Below are 20,326 nucleotides of genomic sequence, written 5' to 3'. Positions count from 1 at the left end.
GGCACATTAATTATTAGTAATCCTGTAAAAAAGCTTATCTAAATCATTAAATTGACAAAATTTGGCTTACCTAATAAAGAATTTCATTCTGTAAATTCTTTAATGTTATTCCCGCTTACCAAGCATATTGGAGTTACTGCGGGAATAACAAACTCTCAAAGAAAAACCCTAAGCTAATCTAAAACTTAGAGAAAAATCTTCTATTTAAGTAAACTCAAAACCTTGCTGCGTACCTAAACCTTGAATATTTATTATGACTACGTATTTTCGTTATTACAAAACTAAGTATTTTTACTTAATTTATTTATTATATACTTAGGTTATTGAAAATATTTATGAGATTGATAATTTAGAAAAGGAGATTTTACAGATATATCAAAAAGATATTTTAAAATTATCCTGTTCATGCATTATCTTAAGAATTAGGATTTAGCTTATATTAAAAATAAATAGTCTATTTCTTAATACTAAGCACTCTTAACGCATAGCCAATAGCTTATCTCAATTCATCTTCTAAGTAATACTTAAGAAAATTTTACTACCTCTGACGCCCCTTGTCTTAATGCATATGTAAGTTTGTTTATGAACAGGGTAGGAATTATCCACAGACCCTTGTTTAATTGTTGAACCCAAATTACAAATCATGACATTAAATCTACTTTCTAAATCTACTTCTATTAGAAGTATAGCTTTTTACTTTTTAATGACTTACTCATTAATCCATCCAATTGTTTTAAATGCAAGTCCTCAAGCTCAACTAAATGTTAGCAGAACCTCGGGGCCAGCTCCTTTAGCCGTATACTTTGACGCTACCGGAACAACAGATACTGATAATAGCATTTCATCGTTTAGGCAACTAGGATACTCTTTTTGCTTTGGCGACAACACTAATGAAAACTGGAGCCTAAATGGTTTAAGCAAAAACTACGAAAACGGTGGACCTTTGGCTTCTCACGTTTTTACGCAACCAGGAGTTTACGAAGTATCCCTTCGCGTTACAAATTCCACAGGACAGTATTCTGACACTTCTGTTACTATAACTGTTCTCGATGCCAACACAGTTTTCGATAATACAAATACCGTTGTTATTTCTACTGGAAATGATTTTAGCGGCGCTCCTATCAATGCGCAACAAATAGCAAATATTACCTCTTGGCCTAATTGGGAACATAATACGCGGTATTTATTAAAAGAAGGCGATGATTTTAGCAGCTTAGGAAATATCTGGATAACAGATATTAGTAATTTTCATTTAGGTTCGTTTGGAAATTCTACCAAACCTATAGTTTCTAGTATTTATATTTCTATGGATGAAGATAACGCTGCGACTCCTCCTCAAAACGGCGTTATTCAAGGTTTAGCAGCTCATTCCATTAGTCAACGCCTCATGTTTACGAATTTGCTAATCTATCAAAATGATGTTATTGGAGATGGTTCTTCAATAACTTTTGGTGCTGCAAATACATGGTATGCCATTAATCAAAGAGGGAATTCCCAACCTGAAGACTGGAAGCAATCAGGTCCCATTTTCATAGTTGAAAATCATGTAAATATGCAAGGAGATCCAACCGGCCCTTTAAATGCTATTGCAGGGTTAGGTCAACATATTGCAGTACTCGGAAACCGTTCAGAGCTAGCCAAAGAGCATACCCTAAGAATTTTTGGAACTTACAAAGCGGTTATTGGTCATAACATACTTACGGGTCCAGCAACAGATGAAACTAGACATGACTTTAAACTAATGTCTAATGGTATTAACGATTGGCCTTCGGATCATTCAATTTTTGAACCGGGAACCACAACCGAGGTATTGCCAAACACACAATATGTTAGAATTCATAATAATACCTTTGGTAGGCCAGACGCCCCACATAGTTGGCATTTACAAGTTGCTCCGCAAGATGATGGAAGAAGTGGCACTATTGAAGGTTTAAGAGATATAATTATTGAAAACAACACGTTTATTGATGGCACTATTGATGATGGTGTTGAAAGAGGAATTCACACACTTGGACACAATATAATTGAACGAAATAACAATTTTCCTACTGTTTGGACAACACCTATTAGATACGAAAGCTACCCATCAACTTATACAACATATTCTTCTTTGTACACATCATTTTGGCATGGACCTTATTACTTAGATGACGTAACACCTGTTACCAATTCATCTATATGCAGTACTGCATTGAATTTGAATCAACCAGATAATAGAGATTCCATAAAAGTATTTCCAATTCCAGTAAAATCGGGATACTTAAATTTAGAGTTACCTTATAAACCCCAAAAAGGGAGTTTAAAAATTGTTAATCTCATGGGGAAAACTATATACTCTGAAACCATACATGATAAGACAGCTCTTATTAATTTAAACAGCTATCAAAAATCACTTTATATTCTAATAATAGAAACTCAAAATGAGACTTTTACTAAACGCATTTTATTGACAGACTAATTATCCCATTAAGGAAAGGAAAAATTTTAAGTGCGCTAAACATTTGTGAGGCGCATTTTTTTTTAATTACTAAAACCAAATTCCTTAGCTTTTTCCGTAAGCTCTTTAAGATTAGAGACCTCTAGTTTTTTCATTAAATTAAACCTATGTACTTCTGCAGTACGCTTACTTATTTGTAGCTCTTCAGCTATATCTTTGTTATTTTTTAATTCTAAGACTAAACTAAGTATTTGTCTTTCTCTTTTTGTAAGCTTAAAAGGTAATTCTTTTAGTTGTTCTTGTTGCTTTGGGGCTGTGTTTGTAGAGGCTCCGCTAACAAAATTATTCATAATTATTGCAGATACGTCTCCTGTGAAATACTTACCTCCTCCTGCTATTTTGTTTAAAGCTTTTAAGAATTCATCTTTACTTGCTCCCTTTAACAAATATCCATCGGCTCCTGCTTGGATTGATTGTACTACATATTCTTCCGAATCGTGCATAGACAAAACTAAAGTCTTTACACCAGACCTTAAATCGTTTAATCGTCTAACAACCTCTATACCATTCATTTCTGGCATTCTAATGTCTACAATAAGCACATGAGGTTTACTTTTTTCAATTACTTCTAAAGCTTCTTTTCCGTCTGATGCCTCAGCAATAACTTCTACCCCACTTTGATCTTCTAAAAGCGCTTTAATTCCATCTCTTACAAGCGCATGATCATCTGCTAATACAACCTTAATTACATCCATATTTCACTACTATCTAAACAAAAATACAAATTTTAAGTACTTATACGTAATTACTTATCTTTTAATGCAGTTACCTCTATTTCAATTTTCATTTTATCATCTGCCATTCCTGCCGAAATCATTGTGGCAGCTGGTTTCACATCACCTAAGTACTTTTTTAACACAGGCCAGCACAATTCAAACTCTGAGCCGTTAGACAGAATATAATTTACCCTAACAATATCCGATAAACTCGCTTCAGCCTTTTCTAATGTTGCTATAATATTCTTAAAACATTGTTCTGTTTGCTCAACAATATCATCACTAATAGTCATTGTATCATAATTGTAGCCAGTAGTACCCGATATAAACACCCAGTTATCCTGAACCACTGCCCTTGAATAACCTATTTGCTCCTCGAATGTAGAGCCAGAACTAATTAATTTTCTTTTCATATTACACCTCTTTTAATGGTATATTTAATGTAACTCTTGTGCCTTTCCCTAGTTGTGAATTTAAAAATAGCCTTCCGTTAATATATTTTATACGTTCACGCATAAAGGTCATTCCCATACCTCCATCGCCATTTTTTACATTTTTTACTTTTGAAGGATCAAAGCCTTTGCCATTATCATCAATAACAATACTTAAAATATTTCTGCTACTAGATAAAGACACTAATATATGCGTTGAGTCCGCATATTTTATAGCATTGTTAATAGCTTCTTGCGTTATTCTGTAAATATTAATTTCGGTTAATGAATCTAATCTGCCGCTAAAATCGGTCTTGTTAAACAATAAAATATCCTTTCCTGTTAATCTTGCAAGTTCTTGCGTAAGCTTTGTAAGCGCAGGAACAATGCCATGGTCTGCCAACTCAGGAGGGGTTAAATTAAATGTTGCAGTTCTTACCCCTTTTATAATATTAGCCGTTAACTCTTTAAGATGTTTTATTTTAGAAACAGTTTTATCCATGTCAGACACATCAATACTTTCTAGGTTAAATTTTAAACCTGTTAGCATTTGTCCAATGCCATCATGAACATCTTTCGCTATTCTATTTTGTTCTTTTTCTTGATTTTCAATAATTTGACTAGAGATAATCTGTTGTTGATTCATTTTCTCTTCAAAACTCTCTTTAGTCAATCTATCAATTTCTAATTGTCCTTCTTTACGTTTGGTAACATCGGAAGCTATTATTAAAAGTTCAGAACGTTCATTTATAGGATTAAAAGGTATCATAGATAAATCTAACCAAACATCTTTCCCTCCCTTTGTACTTGCCTTTACTTCTCCTTGCCAACCAATTTTTTTATGTTTAGAAATTATCTCCTCTACTATCTCTTGTTCTTTCTCATTATTACAAAGTACTTTTGAAAAACTTTCAGAGGTGTTAAACGCACTTAATTTAAAGAGTTTAGAAAACTTTTTACCCATATGCAGCACATTACCATCTGGTGTAATTCTTGCAAATAAAAGCGTCTCATCCATAGCATGACTTAAGGCTCTAAGCTCTTTTATTGACTTCTCTTTGGCTTCACTTAATATATCAGCATTATGCGCCATTTCTTTGGCAATCTTTTCTGCCGAAATAAGTTCGGAAATACTGTTTTTTACTGTTTTAGCTGTTGGCCAAAAAATGAACAAAAACTCTGCAAAAAGCAATAAAAGCGTAAAAATCATTAAGAACAATTCTAGCTTTCTTAACCACTCAACTTTTTCCTCGGCCTCCAAATCATATTGATTCACAATGGCATCCATCTTTACTAAAAAGTCTCCTTCGTTTTTTTTAACCGAAGCAATTTCTTTACTGAATTTTTCTATTGATGTAGAAGTACCCGCTTCTATTTGAAAGATGATGTTCTCAGAAGCCAATTTAATAGCGTTAAATGTAGGATTCAAATCATTGAACATAGCAGAAACAACCTTACTGTTATTACCAGGTAACCCTAAGCTATCATTTCCATTTTGAAGTGCTCTATGTGAAGTCTCCCAAAGCAATAATGTTTGTTTTAATCTATCTTTAACCTCATTTTGCTTTGAGAGGTCATGTTCTGTGGAAAGCGCTAAAATCTCTTTTGTTAACTTCTGACTAAGCATACGCTGCCTACCAGCAACATTAATTACTCCCGAATCATTTTCTTGATTCTTTAAATGATTTCTAATAAGTATTTGGCTTACAATAACAGATAAGGCTATTGTACTCAACGCAATTATATATAAACGTCGTAGTCGTTCAAAAGTTCTTTGATCTAAAGAATTTTTGTTGCTCGCCATTATTAAGAAGTTTTAACCTTGAATTGCTTGTTTTACTAAAGCCAAGTTTTTGTCTGAAAAATTAAGTTTTAAGGCTGACTGATGCCCTTTTTCAGACATCTTTTTCCATGTTTTTTGAAGAATATCCACTACCTTTTCGTCTTCATGCTTATCTGCAAACTCCTCAAAATAATAATCTAAAAACACTAAACACACGGTATCTTGCAATGTTTGAGATTCCTCATTTTTTTTAATTAATTTCTTGGTAATTAGCTGAGAAACTCTTTCAATATACTGCTCATCATAACCTACTTGATTTAGAATTTCTGCAGTAAGTTCCGCATGCATTTTCTTTAAGGTCTCACGCCATTTTAGGTACCCAACCCTGTCCATTGGATATTCGTCTCTAGCAATTTGCCATCTACAAATATGTTGCGCTCTAGCTGCTATTTGTAAAGCCTTTGATGCATTAGGTTCAAATTGCAGTAACTTCCTAGTCATACGCTGTGAATACAGCAATTCCTTAGGATATTCCATACCACTAACATGGTAGGTATTGATGTCTTCAGAATTTTTTTTATCAATTAACGCTATTGCAGTTTCGAATCTGGTTGGCTTCATCTTTTCAAGAAATCTTTAAAGTAAATAGCCAATATAAGCATTTAACAATTTAATACTAAACGCATCCCTACAATTTTAAATTCTTTTAAAAATTTAGATTTATTCCAAAGAAGGTTCTTAAATTTTACTTGAAAAATTTATGATATTTAAGATTTGTAGATTACCTATTCAGCAAAACCTACATACACCATATCATCTTCAATTTTTACAGGATATGTAGCAATAGCCTCCATATCTCCATTTAAATTCTCTCCATTTTCTAAAGAAAACGTTTTTTTATGTAATGGGCACGCTACCTTTGGAACTCCTTTGTCATCACCTATCATACCACGAGATAATACCATTTCCATTTTATGTGGACAAAGATTTTGACAGGCATACCATTTACCTAATCTTTCAAAATTGAAAACTGCAATTTGCTTGTCTTTATATTTTACGCAAGCGCCTCCATCTGCAGGGAAATCTTTTACTGAAGCAGCTTTAAACCATACTTTTACGTCCTCTAATTTTGTTGCTGTATATGTATCTAAAGTATCTATCATGTCTATTGATTTTTAAAACTATTAATTAGACCAAGGTTCTGGCATTTTTTGTTCTCTCATTGGAACAAACACAAGGTTATCATCTTCTTCTTTACTATTAACAAAGTGACTGAAACGTTTCATCATTTCTGGATCATTAACAGCCTGAGTCCATTCGCACTCAAACTTATTAACAAGGGTTTGCATTTCTTTTTCTAAGTCTTCCGCAATTCCCAACTTATCCTCTATAACAACTTCTTTAACGTAATCTAAACCTCCTTCTAATCGTTCTTGCCATGCAGCAGTACGTTGTAAAGGTTTCGCAGTTCTCATATAGAACATTAAGTATCTATCTAAGTACTTAATAACTGTTTCGTTATCTATTTGCTCTGCTAATAACTCAGCATGACGTGGTGTTGCTCCACCATTTCCTCCTACATAAAGGTTCCATCCTCCTTCTACTGCAATAAGCCCGAAATCTTTTCCTCTAGCCTCAGCACATTCTCGAATACATCCAGATACGCCACCTTTAATTTTATGAGGAGCTCTAATTCCTCTATATCGGTTTTCTAACTCTATACCGAAACTTACACTTTCATCCATACCATATCTACACCAAGTAGAGCCTACACAAGTTTTTACTGTTCTAAGCGATTTACCATAAGCATGACCACTTTCAAAACCATGTGAGATTAACTCTTTCCAAATTAACGGTAACTGATTCAAAGTTGCTCCGAATAAGTCTATACGAACACCTCCAGTTATCTTGGTATACAAATCATATTTCTTAGCAATTTCTCCAAGGGCAATTAATTTATCTGGTGTAATTTCACCACCTGGAACACGAGGCACAACTGAATATGTACCATTACGTTGAATATTTGCTAAGAATCTATCATTAGAATCTTGAATTGCATATTCTTTATTTGCTGTATCGGCATGTATACTAGCCATTAATGACGCCACAAGAGGTTTACAACATTCGCAACCATGACCTCCATTACCATGATTATCTAACACCTCATTAAATGTAGTATATCCTTTTACTTTTATAATTTGATATAAATCTTGTCTGCTTAAATCAAAGTGTTCACAAACACCTTCCTTAACCGTAATTCCCAAAGACTTCAGCGTAGCATTGGTTAAATCTGTTACCATTGGTTTACAACCACCACAACCAGTTCCTGCCTTTGTACAGCTTACAACACCTGCAACATCGGTTGCTTCTCCATTTTCTATTGCGGCACATATCTGACCTTTTGTAACACTTTCACATGAACATACTTGCGCTTCATCCGGCAAATCTGTAACGTCGCCAAAAGCCGATGCACCATCACTTGCTGGTAAAATAAGTTGAGCAGCATTCTCAGGAATTGCCATGCCATTTAAGTACATTTGATGTAGCATATTATAATCTGCTGCATCTCCTACCAAAATACCACCTAACAACGATTTACCATCTAGACTAACATTAATTCGTTTATATAAATATTCGGTTTTATTTTCAAAAATTATAGAATGTCCTTTTGATGCTGGCATAAAAGGTTCTCCAAAACTTGCTACATCTACACCTATCAATTTTAACTTTGTAGACATATCAATAGATTCTGGCATTACTTTATCTGTATTTCCTAAAATCTGGTTTACAGCAACTTCAGCCATATCGTACCCTGGAGCTACTAAACCATAAATCATTTGATTGTACAAAGCAATTTCTCCTATGGCATAAATACTATCATCTGAAGTTTTCATTGTATTATCAACTACAATTCCGCCTCTAACACCAACTTCTAATCCACAGGCTTTAGCTAACTCATCTCTTGGACGAATACCTGCAGATACAATTAACATATCAACATCTAAAACATCATCTTCACCAAATTCCATCCCAGTAATAAATTTATCACCTAAAATTTGGTTGGTAGCCTTACTCAAGTGTATGTTAAGCCCTATAGATTCTAACTTTAATTTTAATACTTGAGAACTTCTAGAATCTAATTGTCTTGGCATAAGTTTAGGAGCAAACTCCACAATATGAGGTTCTAGTCCCATATCTAAAACTGCCTTTCCAGCTTCCAAACCTAATAATCCCCCACCAAGCACAGCTGCTTTGGCATTAGGTTTTTCAGCTTTAAGTTTAGCTGCATAAGCAAGCATGCCTTCTAAATCTTCAATTGTTCTGTATACAAAAACACCTTCTTTTTCTACCCCTTTAATAGGTGGTACAAAAGGAGATGATCCTGTAGCCATAATTAAATAGTCATATGAAAAAGTTCTATCTTTTGCAGTTGTAATCGTCTTATCGGTTCTATTAATATCAGCCACACGCTCATCTGTAACAAGCTCTATTCCATTTTCTTCGTACCAACTTCTTGGCGCCATTTCTAAAGCCTTGGCATCTTGATTTTCAAAAAATTCACTTAAATGAACTCTATCATATGCAGGCCTTGGTTCTTCACCAAAAACTGTAATTTTAAAATCCTCAGAACTGTTTTGGGCTACAAACTTCTCGCAAAACTTATAACCTACCATACCGTTACCAACTACAATGATTTTCTTCATATCTACGTATTTTAAAACAAAACTAAGTAATTATACTTAATTTACTAAGAATATAGACATGAAAAACTACCAATAGTTGAATTATTAGTAATTTCTCAAATTGATAGCCTCTAAATTATTTATTAGACAAAAAACTAGCTTATCATTTATGTTATAATGAGGAAAACCTTAATGGTAATTTGACATAAAACCAGGAGCAAAACATAAGAATTTAAAGTGTTTTTTAAGATTTTTTATCTTTAAGGTATGAAATCCCTCTTTTGTATCATACTTATTCTGCTTTTCAATACCTCCTTTTTAGCTCAAACAAAAATTGATAGTTTACGCAATGTTTTTGAAAATACATCAAAAACGGACTCCATAAGGTTTAATGCCGGAACAGATCTTTTATATTCACAACTAGGTATTAACCTTGAAGATGCCAAAGTAACGGGAAACAAATTAATTCAGTTAGCTATAAAAGCAAATAACAAACTATGGTTAGCACAGGCCAATAGATATACAGGAACTGCTAATGCCATAAACGGAGAATTTGTAAAGGCAAATACTTATTTTTTTAAGAGTTTCAATATCTTAAGTAGTCTTGATCATAAAAAAGAATTAACAACAACACTAAATAATATTGGTACCGTATTTTACGAGCTAGGTAATTATACTCAAGCCCAAGATTACCTTTTAAGATCTTTAAAATTGGCTGAGGAGTTATCATATGAAGACTTGGCTTCAAGAGCCCTAAATAACCTTGGAAATGTACACCAAGACTTAAGAAATAATAATGAAGCTCTAGACTATTACCAAAGAAGTTTATCTCTAAAAGAAAAACTGGGTCAAAAACATAGATTGCCTGCTGCCTACAATAATCTAGGTTTGGCATATTCAAATTTAAAAGATTCTCGGCAAGCTATTAAGAGTCTTGAAAAAAGTGCAAAACTAGCCAAAGAGCTTAATGATAAACGGTCTGAATCTAGAGCATATAGTAACATTGGTATACAATATTCTAAACAAAAAAAATATGACCAAGCACTCACCTATTTTAATAAGAGTATCCTAATTAAAACTAAGATTAAGGATAACGACGGTTTAGCATCTGCCTTTCTATATCGCGGTCAGAATTATTTAGCTATGAAAGATTTTAACAGTGCAAAAACCGACTGTCTTTTGAGTCTGGAAATGACAGGTAAATCTGGAGCCTTGAATTTACAAAAGGAAGGTTGCGACTGTGTTAGCAAGTCTTTTGAAGGTATAGGAAATTATAGATCAGCTTTCCTCTATAATCAGAAATTCATAATTCTTAAAGATTCTATTTTTAATAAAGAAAAGACTAAAGAAATAACAAGAAATGAGATGAAATATGAATTTGAAAAGGAACAATTAGCCGATAGTATTGCTTTTCAAAAACAACAAACTGCCCAAAAGGTAACGTTTCAGAAAAACCTAAACAAGCAACACCGTAAGTTTTACATTACTCTAATAGCGAGTATTATAGCCATTAGCCTTCTTTTATTTACTTATGTTAAACACAAACAAAACTTAAAACTAAAAACTTCTGAATTGGAATTTAAGCAGAAAGATTTAACCAACCTTGCTGTTAATATTTCCAACAATCATGAATGGGCAGAATCACTAGCTCAAAGGTTGGATAATTTGAAAGCTGCTACTGGAAGAAAACGAGCTAAAGAGCTAGAAGATTTAGAAACCGAAATAAAGAATAAAATTTGGGTAAATAATACAAGCGATAAGTTTTACCAGCAAATTGATGAATTGGGAAGTTCTTTTTATAATAAACTCACTTCTCAGTTTGATGGGCTAACCAAAACAGATATAAGACTATGCTCTCTAATAAAGCTTAATCTCAACACAAAACAGATTGCTACACTGCAAAACATTAACCCGTCCTCGGTTAAAATGAGTAGAAATAGGCTTAGAAAAAAACTCAATCTTTCTCCTGATGAGGATTTAACAGGTTTTTTACGCTCACTTTAACCAAAACTTACAAACATCTAATTATCAGTAATTTAAATGTTTTAATTTCAACTTTGTAACCCATTTGTAAACCCCTTATTTAAGGTTTGTAACCCATTTGTAAACTTGAATTTTTCGTTAAAAGCTTAAGTTAGGTAGTAGGTTTGCCATGAATTTAAAATTACAAAGTCATGAAAAAACTATTAATGTTTACCTATTCTATTATAGCTTATGCTATTGCCTTCTCATCTATTATTTACTGGATATTATCTGTTAGTAATCTCATTCCAAAGATTTCTATAGATCAGTCTCCTAAAATACCTACCGTTTTAGCCATCTTAAACAACGTGGTACTTATCTCTCTTTTTGGTTTACAACATAGTATAATGGCCAGAGGCTGGTTTAAGGAGTTCTTTACCAAATATTTTCCTCGTCCTGTTGAAAGAAGCACTTTTGTTCTTTTTTCTGGAATTTTACTATTTGTATTAGTCTCACAATGGCAACCTATTGGAGGTATTATTTGGAGTATAGAACCTAATACTACTCTTTACTATGTACTATACGCTTTATTCTTCATAGGATGGACCATCTTATTAGTGAGTTCATTCTTAATTAATCACTTTGATCTGTTTGGACTTAGACAAACTTTTTTAGAACTTCAAAACAAGCCTTACACACCATTAAATTTTAAAGTTAGATCATTTTATAAATACGTAAGACATCCGTTATATTTTGGTATGCTTTTAGGTATGTGGATAACACCAATTATGTCTGTAACTCATTTATTATTTGCTATAGCCATAACCATCTATGTTATAATCGGTACTCGTTTTGAAGAAAAAGATTTAGTAACGGAGTTTGGTGATACATATAAGGACTATCAAAAAAGCAAACCTATGCTGGTTCCGTTTACCAAGGCACCTAAAAAGTAAATACAAAATACAATGAAAAAAGATATAAAACTTAGAAAACAAAACAACTACTCACCGCTAGGATTCGGGTGGTTCACAGCAACCAAGAGAACTTCAATTTCTCAGTTTAGGGATAATAGTTTCTTGAAATAAACTTGTAAAGCAATAAAAAATGGGCTGATTATTAGGTATTACAATCAGCCTATTTCTTATTTAAAAGCTTCTACTGTAATAACAATGCTCTTAGATGCTGGCGTTTTGGCCGTATGTGCGTAGTTATCTAGAGGTACTAAAACGTTAGCCTCGGGAAAATAAGTAGCACAACAATTTTTAGGAATATCGTACCCAACAACTTTAAATTTATCGGCAGTTCTAATAACACCGTTGAACTCAGATTTTAAATTTACCACTTGTTGTTCTACTAACCCACGCTCTTTCATATCTTCCTTATTCATCATTATAATTCTACGCTCATTAAATATGCCACGATAGCGATCGTCTAACCCATAAATAGTAGTGTTAAATTGATCATGGCTTCTTACAGTCATCATAACCAATTCTTTTTCTTTAAGTTTCCACTCTGGCAGTTTATTAACGGTAAAATTAGCTTTACCCGTCTTGGTTTTAAAGTCTCTTATTCTAGCTCCATTTGGCAAATAAAACCCTGAAGGTTGTTTTAAACGCGTGTTGTAATCTTTGAATCCGTCTACAACTTCTTCAATATCGTTTCTAACCAGAGCATAATCATCCTTATACGCCAACCAATCAATCTTAGAGCGTGCCTTTAAGGTTGCGTTAGCAATTCCGCAAACTACTGCGACTTCACTAATAATTTTATCTGAACAAGGTTCTAATATTCCTTTAGTAGATGACACAACACCCATAGAATTTTCGACACTTTGGGTTTGTATTCCTGTTTTTTGGTAATCTTTTTCCGCTCTACCCAAACATGGTAAAATTAATGCCTCTTTACCTGTAACCAAATGCGAACGATTTAGTTTTGTACTTACATGCACCGTTAAATTACAATTGGCAAGCGCTTGAGCCGAATAATTCGTATCTGGAACTGCAGAAATAAAGTTTCCTCCTAAGCCAAAGAAAACCTTAGCTTCCTTTTTATACATACCGTCTATAGCCTCAATTACGGAATAGCCATGTTTGGTAGTAGGCTTAAAACCATACTTGGCTTCTATTTTATCTAAAAAGGCTTGGGGAGCTGCTTCCCAAATACCTACAGTACGATCGCCTTGAACGTTAGAATGCCCGCGTACTGGACAGGTTCCAGCACCTTCCTTACCTATACTTCCCTTAAGTAGCAGTAGGTTAACAACTTCTCTAATATTGTCTACGGCATTTTCATGTTGCGTTAACCCCATGGCCCAACAAACAATAATTTTGTCATTATTTAATACCAGATCAAAGACCGAATTAAAAGTTTCTAGTGAAACTCCAGATAATTCTAAACACTCCTTAAAATTAAAACGTCTTAAGTCCTCTATAAAGGTATCATAGCCACTGGTATGCTCTTCAATAAAGGTTTTATCAAAAACATTACCTTCCTCTTCCTCTTTTTCTAATAACTTTAGAAGAATGGCTTTAAACAAAGCTACATCGCCATTTATAGTTACTGGAACAAAAACATCTGTTAGTTGAGTACCTCCAGTTAGCATTTTAAATGGACTTTGCGGATTGGTAAACTTCATTAAACCAACTTCTTTAAGTGGATTTATGGTTATGATTTTACCACCATTCTTTTTGCACTTTTCTAAAGCAGTCAACATTCTAGGATGGTTGGTACCTGGGTTTTGTCCTATTACCATAACCACTTCTGCCTTATATAAGTCTTCTAAAGTAACTGAACCTTTACCGATACCTAAAGTTTGAGACAAAGCCTTTCCACTAGCTTCATGACACATATTAGAACAATCGGGTAAATTAGCTGTTCCAAACTCTCTAACAAACAACTGATACAAAAAGGCTGCCTCATTAGTTGTTCTTCCTGATGTGTAAAACACGGCTTCATCTGGAGAATTTAAAGCATTTAAATGAGTTCCTACTTTATTAAAAGCATCTTCCCAAGAAATTGGCTTATAATGTGTAGCGCCTTTAGCTAAATACATTGGTTCTGCTAATCGTCCTGATTTACCAATCTCAAAATCAGATAAGTCCGACAAGTCGTCAACAGAATGTTTTGCAAAAAAGTCCGCTCCAATTGTGTTTTTCTGAGCCTCTTCTGCCATTGCTTTCATACCATTCTCACAATATTCTCCTAATGCAGAACGGTCATCATCCGGATCTGGCCATGCACAACCGGGACAGTCAAATCCTCCTTTTTGATTTATCTTACCTGATATTTTTAAAGCATCTATAGGTTTCATATACTTTGAAACCTGTGTAACTGCAGATTTTAAAGCTCCAAATCCAACACTATTTTTTGGCGGATTGGTAACTTTTAAGTTTGTAAACTTCTCTGAAGTAGCTGCTCTATTTTCTGGTGTTTTGCTCATACCTATATAATAGAGATTGAATTATTGGGGGTAAAAATACCCGCCTTTAAAATTCAAAATTTACACTATTTTAACAAATCTATAAACTAATTTGTAATTTTAGTGTCAAAATTGTTTAAAAAACAACTTAAGTGTTCTAATATAACTTAAATATTGGCAATGTAATTACTTAAATCATCCTCTCTGGTAAGTCCTATTTTCTTCCTAATTCTGTGCCTTGAGATATGCACACTATTAACAGAAATATTTAGAAGTTTAGCCATTTCTTTACTATCAAATTTCAACTTTATAAGTGCACAGTGTTTCTGCTCTGTTGGCGTTAAAGTAGCATGTTTCTTTACAAGCCTTTTATAAAAATCTGTATTAACCTCTGTAAATCTTAAATTAAAACTTTCCCAAAGGTCTTTATTTCCTCTAACTACTTTGCTCTGTATTTCACCATACTTACCAGAGGAATTATCTTTTAAAGCTTCCAGTAATATTTCAATGTTTTTATCTTTTTCGATTAATTGAAGCGCAGACACCGTTAACTCCTTACTTTTAGTTTCTAGTATTGCATTTAACTTTTCTTTATCGTGTTTAATCTTAATTGCTGCGCTTTCTTTTTCCGTTTTTAACTTCCGCACTTTAGATCTGTGATATGACAGTATAGCCAAAAAGACCAAGCCAAAAACTATTACCGCCATAACAAAAAGCAATTGGGTTTGTTCCCTTTTTTTCTTTTCAATAATATGTTGCTGCTCCTTTATATAATTATCTTTTGCAGCCATTGCTTCTTGATACTTATCTTTAATTTCAAAAAGTTGACCATTAACTTTAGTGCGAACGCCAAACAAACTGTCCGATATCTTTGTAGATTTATCTAGGTAAAAATAGGCTTTCTTTAATTCTCCTTTCTTATTGTATAAAGTAGCTATTTTGTTTAGCACATCTGTCTTGAAATCGGTGTGTGTATTAGAAATTTGTAACCTATTCAAACTCTTTTCATAATAGTGTATTGCCTTATCAATGTCATCTTTTAAGGTATACAAGTCTCCTAAGAATGCATAAATAATAACGAGGTAGTTTTTATCATTTTTTTCAAAAATATCTTTTGCTTGTATTAAATATGATTCTGCTTGTACTACATCATATTTAAGTAAAAAGATAATTCCCTTTTCAGAAAGAATAAAAGGGTTTTCTTTGACATTTTTCATTCTGGTCTGTTCCATCAACTTACAGGAATCTAAGTAAACCAGTCCATTATTCAAGTCGCCTGCTTTTCTGTACTGAACAGCTAAATTGAAATAGGCGCTTACTAAACTTCCAAAATCCTTTCTTTTACTAAATGTTCCTTCTTTAATATATCTCAAAGACTGCTTTTTATGATGAATAGCCTTAGCATGTTTACCATAAATTCCGTAAAGCACACCTAGCTCATCATGTATTGTTGCTAGGACTTTTTTATCGCCTTCTTTTTCAGCTAAAAGTAAGGCTAACCATAAATCTTCGTAAGCGTTAGCATACAGTCCCTTATTCTTATTTAAATCGGATCTTTCTAAATAAAAACGCACTGTTTTTAAAGAGTCCGTTTGTTTATCAAGAGACTCTTTTGCAGTAAATGTTATTTCGGCATTTTTCTGTAAATCAAGACGACCTATTGTCATTGTAGCACTAGCAAAAAACACACTGAATAAAAAAATAAAACACAGATATCTTTTCATAATGCCAATGTACCAATTTAAATTCATAGAGCACCCGCTGTAAAGTATTAACATATATTATTTTAAAAACAGTAAAGTTATTGTAAAGTGCTTTTAAAGGCCTAAACACGGGCTTTTTATAACTTAGCCCATTACCAAACTAAACTAAATGAGGCAACTATATTTTCCTTTAGTTGTTCCTCTAAAAAAACATTCAAACTTATAGTATTATGAAAAAAATTAGCGCATTATTACTTGTTGCTTTAACACTACTATTTTTCTCATGCAGCACAAATAACGCATCGGATGATTCTGATGACACTTCTCAAATAGAAGACACTACTCCAGTACCAGAGGAGGAAGAGGAGGAAGAAGAAGAAGAAGAAGTTTGCCTCATAACCAATAAAGATGGTTTATTAATTATTGAAGGTGAAAGTTTTGACCTAAAAGGTAAATGGCGTGTGGTTGATGATGAAAAAGCTTCAGGCGGTAAATACATTGAATATTACGGAGCCAATAGCTACCAAACTCAAAATTTAGATCATGAAATTACCATAAAATTTAAAGTTGATGCTGCAGCCACGTACTTGGTAAGATGGTACATGAGACAACCAGATGAAGCGGAAGGGGACAAATCTAACGACATATGGATTTATTTCCCAGGAGATATAGGTTATGGCAAACGTAATGGTGCAGATTACCAATTAACACATTATGAAAAATTTGTAAGTAGAGGAAAGGTAGATTTCACTTATGGAGGAGCACTAGATTTACATAACCCAAAAGCCAGTTCTTGGATGCGTGCCAAATTCCCCGAGGCTGGTGAATATACCCTTAAAATCTGTGCGAGATCAGAATTCTTGCAATTAGATAAACTTGTACTTTCTACGGGAATGCCAGATGATGATGCTAAAGAAAAATCTAAAACACTTTCGGAAGCAGTAACCTGTGAATAAACCAATTAACACTTATATGAGACCTTTATTATTAAACATAATTTTTACTTTAACTTTAATTCCTAATTTGGTTTTAGCTCAAATACCTGAATATGACAATAACAGAATAGCATGCAGCGCAGATGGAAACGCGCAACCGGACTTGGAATATACTGGACGATATAATTATGCTGATCCAGATGATTGGGGAGCAACGCCCGCTACTCTGGCTATTTTAGCAAAACGAAACCTTCAGAATAAGTTAGTGCATTATTCGTATAATAATTTTATGCCTTCTCCTCCACATACCACCGTGAGAAACTATATGAAGGAAGGTGTTGATGGCTCTATTAAACGATGGGATTTTGATAAAAAGCTTTTTTTTGATGTTGGTACCCACAAAAAGCAAGCATTAAAACATTTAACTAAGGAGTTAAAGAAATCTTCAAAAGAAGATCCTCTTTATTTTATAAACATGGGACCTTCGGAATTTCTTTATCAAGCGGTGGAACAAGTCATAAAGGAAGGTAATGCAGATGCCCTCTCATATGTTTATATTATTTCACACAGCAATTATAATGACAATCATCTAAGAAGACCTAATCATCATACTATAAAACAAGTGATTGAGCTTAGTGGGAATAGACTAAAATTTAAACGTATTAAAGATCAAAACAATAAAAATAATCCTAATGAAGGTTGGAGCTCTTTACATGATTGGACTGTATGGCATTGGTTGAGAGACCATGACAATCCAGATTTTGTATGGCTTTGGGAAAGCATGAAAAAGCATAAGGAATTTAGAGCTGATATTTCCGATGCTGGCATGGTATATTACCTAATTACAGGTGATGAAGATGGTAGCCCTGTAAAATTTAAGAAGTTCCTCGGTAATAAAATATAAGTAAGTCAATAAAAAAGCGAGCTCTATGAGCTCGCTTTTTTATTCTTATTACTCCTTATAAATTAACCCACAACCTTTTTAGATTGTAAATTATTCATATAGGGTTGTTTTGTTAAGCGGCTACCAGTAGCTTTATAAATGGCGTTGGCTACAGCACCTCCTACTGGCGGTAGCGTAGGTTCTCCAAGACCAGTTGGATCAATATCGCTTTCAACAAAATGAACATCTACTTTAGGTGTTTGGCCCATTCGTATTAATTGATACGTATTAAAGTTATTAGATTGAGGAACACCATTTGTGAATCCGAAATCGGAATACATAGAGTGTCCAATACCATCAATTACACCTCCTCTAGCCTGATTCATGGCACCTAAGGGGTTAATAACTATACCACAGTCTATAGCACAGGTAACCTTTTTAACATTAGGCACACCATTTTCCATAGTTATATCTGCAACTTCGGCAACATGAGTATTATGACAATAATATACTGCTAAACCTTGATAAACACCTTCTTCCGCTTTACCCCAATTAGACTTTTCAACAGCAAGTTTAAGAACACCTTGCAAACGTTCTGGACTGTATTCTATATTCGGGTTTGGATTTTTCTTCGCATTATCCAATAAGTCCATATGTAACTGCACACGGTCTACTCCCAATTCTTCGGCTAGCTCATCAAAGAAACTTTGTTCTGCACTTGCCAAGAAATTAGTGTAGGGGGCTCTCCAAGCACCTGTTGTTATATTGCTTTTATAATTTGCTGTATCTACTTGATAGTTTTCAATAGCCGCAGCAGGGAAAAAGTTTGGTATTAAACCATACATATTTCCGTTGATACAGGCTTCTTTTAAGTAATACCCTGTAACCTTACCATCTTTAATAGAAGCTGCAATTTTATATTTCGTTGACGGACGGTAAACTCCTGTAGTCATATCGTCTTCTCTTGAAGATACCATTTTAATCGGTTTACGAACAGCATCTGATATTTCGGCCGCTTCATAAACGAAATCTCCATATAATCGTCTTCCAAATCCACCTCCCATTCTAGTCATTTCTACATGAATATCCTTTTTGTCTCTTCCTAATAATTCCGAAACTACAGTTTCTGCAGATTCTGGTGTTTGTACAGGACCAACCAAATGTACTTTTTCGTCAGTAACATTAGCAAAAAAGTTCATTGGTTCTAGTGTGTTATGTGGTAAGAAAGGCGACTCATAAACACGTTCAATCACCTTATCGGCGTTTGCAAAAGCTTTCTTTATATCGCCATCTTTTCTTCGCGTTTTAAACTTTTTACCATCAAGTAAGTCGGTTAAAACTTTATCATGCATCTCCGTACTCTCTAGAGGTGTTTCAGTTTTCCAAGTAGCTTTTATAGCCTTTTTACCTTTAAAAGCATCCCAAGTGGTTTTTGCAAGAACAACAACCTTATCTGATCCACTCATTTGCATAGACCAATTCTTCTTACCTGCTTCCTTGAAGTCCCTTATTTTCTTTCCAATAGTAATAACATCTACAACACCTGGTAAAGATCTTGCTCCAGAATCATCAAAAGATTCTAGCACTTGACCAAAAGCAGGTGGTCTTAATACAGAAGCGTATAACATACCTTCTTCCTTATAATCTAAACCAAATAAGGGTTTACCAGTAATTATTCTATCTATATCTACATTTCCTTTACCTTGACCAATAATTTTAAAGTCTTTAGGATCCTTTAAAGTTACCTCCTCAGGTACCTCTAAAGCGGCAGCTTCAGTAACTACATCTCCATAACCTAAAGTTTCTCCTTTTGCATTGGTAATAACCCCATCGTTAACTGTACACTCCGAAGCATCTACTCCCCATTTGGCCGCAGCTGCATTTACCAACATTTGTTTTGCTGTAGCTCCGGTTTGGCGCAATGCAGTCCATCCATGACGTATAGACTGACTTCCTCCAGCTACTTGTCGTGTATAATTTTTGGTATCTAATGGTGCTTGTACTACATAAACATCGTTCCAGTTAACTTCTAACTCCTCGGCAATAATCATCGGCATTGATGTTTTTACACCTTGTCCAATTTCTGGATTAGGTGAAAAAATTGTCACTTTTCCTTCAGGAGAAATTTTAATAAATGCGTTAAAATCGTTGTAGTTTAAAGCACTTAAATCTATAGGTACCTCAACATTTTCCTTACAAGCCTGAAATAAATTAAACCCAATCATAATACCTCCACCAGCAAGGGCAGAAGCCTTTATGAATGATCTTCTACTAAATGTGTTTTTATTTTCTGAAATCATCTTTTTTACAAATTA

The 20,326-nt window shown here is 33.8% G+C and carries 14 protein-coding genes; 5 read left to right on the top strand and 9 right to left on the bottom strand.

Features of this window, described 5'->3' with window-relative positions:
* Positions 1-643 precede the first annotated feature (643 nt).
* Positions 644-2,458, top strand: a complete 1,815-nt coding sequence (locus FUA24_RS08915; protein ID WP_148541495.1) for a PKD domain-containing protein — start codon at positions 644-646, stop codon at positions 2,456-2,458.
* Positions 2,459-2,520: 62 nt separating this feature from the next.
* On the opposite strand, the gene FUA24_RS08910 is transcribed toward FUA24_RS08915, so the two are convergent.
* The 6 genes from FUA24_RS08910 to nirB form a co-directional block, all read right to left on the bottom strand.
* Positions 2,521-3,192, bottom strand: a complete 672-nt coding sequence (locus FUA24_RS08910) for a response regulator transcription factor (protein WP_148541493.1) — start codon at positions 3,190-3,192, stop codon at positions 2,521-2,523.
* 50 nt (positions 3,193-3,242) lie between these two features.
* On the bottom strand, positions 3,243-3,626 hold the full coding sequence (locus FUA24_RS08905) for a RidA family protein (RefSeq protein ID WP_148541491.1): 384 nt from the start codon (positions 3,624-3,626) through the stop codon (positions 3,243-3,245).
* 1 nt (position 3,627) lies between these two features.
* A complete protein-coding gene (locus tag FUA24_RS08900; RefSeq protein ID WP_187388229.1) occupies positions 3,628-5,448 on the bottom strand; it encodes a sensor histidine kinase in 1,821 nt (606 codons plus the stop codon).
* Between the two features lie 12 nt (positions 5,449-5,460).
* The gene (locus FUA24_RS08895; RefSeq protein ID WP_148541487.1) at positions 5,461-6,048 is read right to left on the bottom strand and encodes a DUF4202 domain-containing protein; all 588 of its coding nucleotides are present in this window, start codon (positions 6,046-6,048) and stop codon (positions 5,461-5,463) included.
* A 164-nt stretch (positions 6,049-6,212) separates the two neighbouring features.
* Positions 6,213-6,590 (bottom strand): nitrite reductase small subunit NirD, encoded by a 378-nt coding sequence (gene nirD, locus FUA24_RS08890; protein ID WP_148541485.1) that lies wholly within the window; start codon positions 6,588-6,590, stop codon positions 6,213-6,215.
* Between the two features lie 21 nt (positions 6,591-6,611).
* Positions 6,612-9,131 (bottom strand): nitrite reductase large subunit NirB, encoded by a 2,520-nt coding sequence (gene nirB / locus FUA24_RS08885; RefSeq protein WP_148541483.1) that lies wholly within the window; start codon positions 9,129-9,131, stop codon positions 6,612-6,614.
* 246 nt (positions 9,132-9,377) lie between these two features.
* Here nirB and FUA24_RS08880 point away from each other — a divergent pair, with 246 nt between their 5' ends.
* Together FUA24_RS08880 and mddA are read left to right on the top strand one after the other, a co-directional pair.
* The gene (locus FUA24_RS08880) at positions 9,378-11,114 is read left to right on the top strand and encodes a tetratricopeptide repeat protein (RefSeq protein ID WP_148541481.1); all 1,737 of its coding nucleotides are present in this window, start codon (positions 9,378-9,380) and stop codon (positions 11,112-11,114) included.
* 170 nt (positions 11,115-11,284) lie between these two features.
* Positions 11,285-12,025 (top strand): methanethiol S-methyltransferase, encoded by a 741-nt coding sequence (mddA, locus tag FUA24_RS08875; protein ID WP_148541479.1) that lies wholly within the window; start codon positions 11,285-11,287, stop codon positions 12,023-12,025.
* Positions 12,026-12,213: 188 nt separating this feature from the next.
* Here the strand turns inward: mddA and FUA24_RS08870 are convergent, their stop codons facing one another.
* Both FUA24_RS08870 and FUA24_RS08865 read right to left on the bottom strand, forming a co-directional pair.
* Positions 12,214-14,511 carry an FdhF/YdeP family oxidoreductase gene (locus tag FUA24_RS08870; protein WP_148541477.1) on the bottom strand — a complete coding sequence of 766 codons (2,298 nt, stop codon included), beginning with the start codon at positions 14,509-14,511 and terminating at the stop codon, positions 12,214-12,216.
* A gap of 146 nt (positions 14,512-14,657) precedes the next feature.
* Positions 14,658-16,214: a hypothetical protein gene (locus FUA24_RS08865; protein ID WP_222861341.1), complete on the bottom strand. Its 1,557-nt coding sequence runs from the start codon at positions 16,212-16,214 to the stop codon at positions 14,658-14,660.
* 209 nt (positions 16,215-16,423) lie between these two features.
* On the opposite strand from FUA24_RS08865, the gene FUA24_RS08860 reads away from it, so the two are divergent.
* Positions 16,424-17,149 (top strand): hypothetical protein, encoded by a 726-nt coding sequence (locus tag FUA24_RS08860; protein ID WP_148541473.1) that lies wholly within the window; start codon positions 16,424-16,426, stop codon positions 17,147-17,149.
* A gap of 16 nt (positions 17,150-17,165) precedes the next feature.
* Complete coding sequence (locus FUA24_RS08855) at positions 17,166-18,032, top strand: hypothetical protein (protein WP_148541471.1); 867 nt, start codon at positions 17,166-17,168, stop codon at positions 18,030-18,032.
* A gap of 62 nt (positions 18,033-18,094) precedes the next feature.
* Here the strand turns inward: FUA24_RS08855 and FUA24_RS08850 are convergent, their stop codons facing one another.
* Positions 18,095-20,311: a xanthine dehydrogenase family protein molybdopterin-binding subunit gene (locus tag FUA24_RS08850; protein ID WP_148541469.1), complete on the bottom strand. Its 2,217-nt coding sequence runs from the start codon at positions 20,309-20,311 to the stop codon at positions 18,095-18,097.
* Positions 20,312-20,326: the final 15 nt, after the last annotated feature.

The organism is Seonamhaeicola marinus (assembly GCF_008085455.1).
Note: the sequence above shows the minus strand (reverse complement) of the source record. Positions and strands in the feature narration are given on the sequence as shown.

Bases quoted from the DNA above. Each gene is read 5' to 3' on its own strand.
- FUA24_RS08915 (WP_148541495.1), top strand. From the start codon at position 644: ATGACATTAAATCTACTTTCTAAATCTACTTCTATTAGAAGTATAGCT.
- FUA24_RS08910 (WP_148541493.1), bottom strand. From the start codon at position 3,192: ATGGATGTAATTAAGGTTGTATTAGCAGATGATCATGCGCTTGTAAGA.
- FUA24_RS08905 (WP_148541491.1), bottom strand. From the start codon at position 3,626: ATGAAAAGAAAATTAATTAGTTCTGGCTCTACATTCGAGGAGCAAATA.
- FUA24_RS08900 (WP_187388229.1), bottom strand. From the start codon at position 5,448: ATGGCGAGCAACAAAAATTCTTTAGATCAAAGAACTTTTGAACGACTA.
- FUA24_RS08895 (WP_148541487.1), bottom strand. From the start codon at position 6,048: ATGAAGCCAACCAGATTCGAAACTGCAATAGCGTTAATTGATAAAAAA.
- nirD (WP_148541485.1), bottom strand. From the start codon at position 6,590: ATGATAGATACTTTAGATACATATACAGCAACAAAATTAGAGGACGTA.
- nirB (WP_148541483.1), bottom strand. From the start codon at position 9,131: ATGAAGAAAATCATTGTAGTTGGTAACGGTATGGTAGGTTATAAGTTT.
- FUA24_RS08880 (WP_148541481.1), top strand. From the start codon at position 9,378: ATGAAATCCCTCTTTTGTATCATACTTATTCTGCTTTTCAATACCTCC.
- mddA (WP_148541479.1), top strand. From the start codon at position 11,285: ATGAAAAAACTATTAATGTTTACCTATTCTATTATAGCTTATGCTATT.
- FUA24_RS08870 (WP_148541477.1), bottom strand. From the start codon at position 14,511: ATGAGCAAAACACCAGAAAATAGAGCAGCTACTTCAGAGAAGTTTACA.
- FUA24_RS08865 (WP_222861341.1), bottom strand. From the start codon at position 16,214: ATGAAAAGATATCTGTGTTTTATTTTTTTATTCAGTGTGTTTTTTGCT.
- FUA24_RS08860 (WP_148541473.1), top strand. From the start codon at position 16,424: ATGAAAAAAATTAGCGCATTATTACTTGTTGCTTTAACACTACTATTT.
- FUA24_RS08855 (WP_148541471.1), top strand. From the start codon at position 17,166: ATGAGACCTTTATTATTAAACATAATTTTTACTTTAACTTTAATTCCT.
- FUA24_RS08850 (WP_148541469.1), bottom strand. From the start codon at position 20,311: ATGATTTCAGAAAATAAAAACACATTTAGTAGAAGATCATTCATAAAG.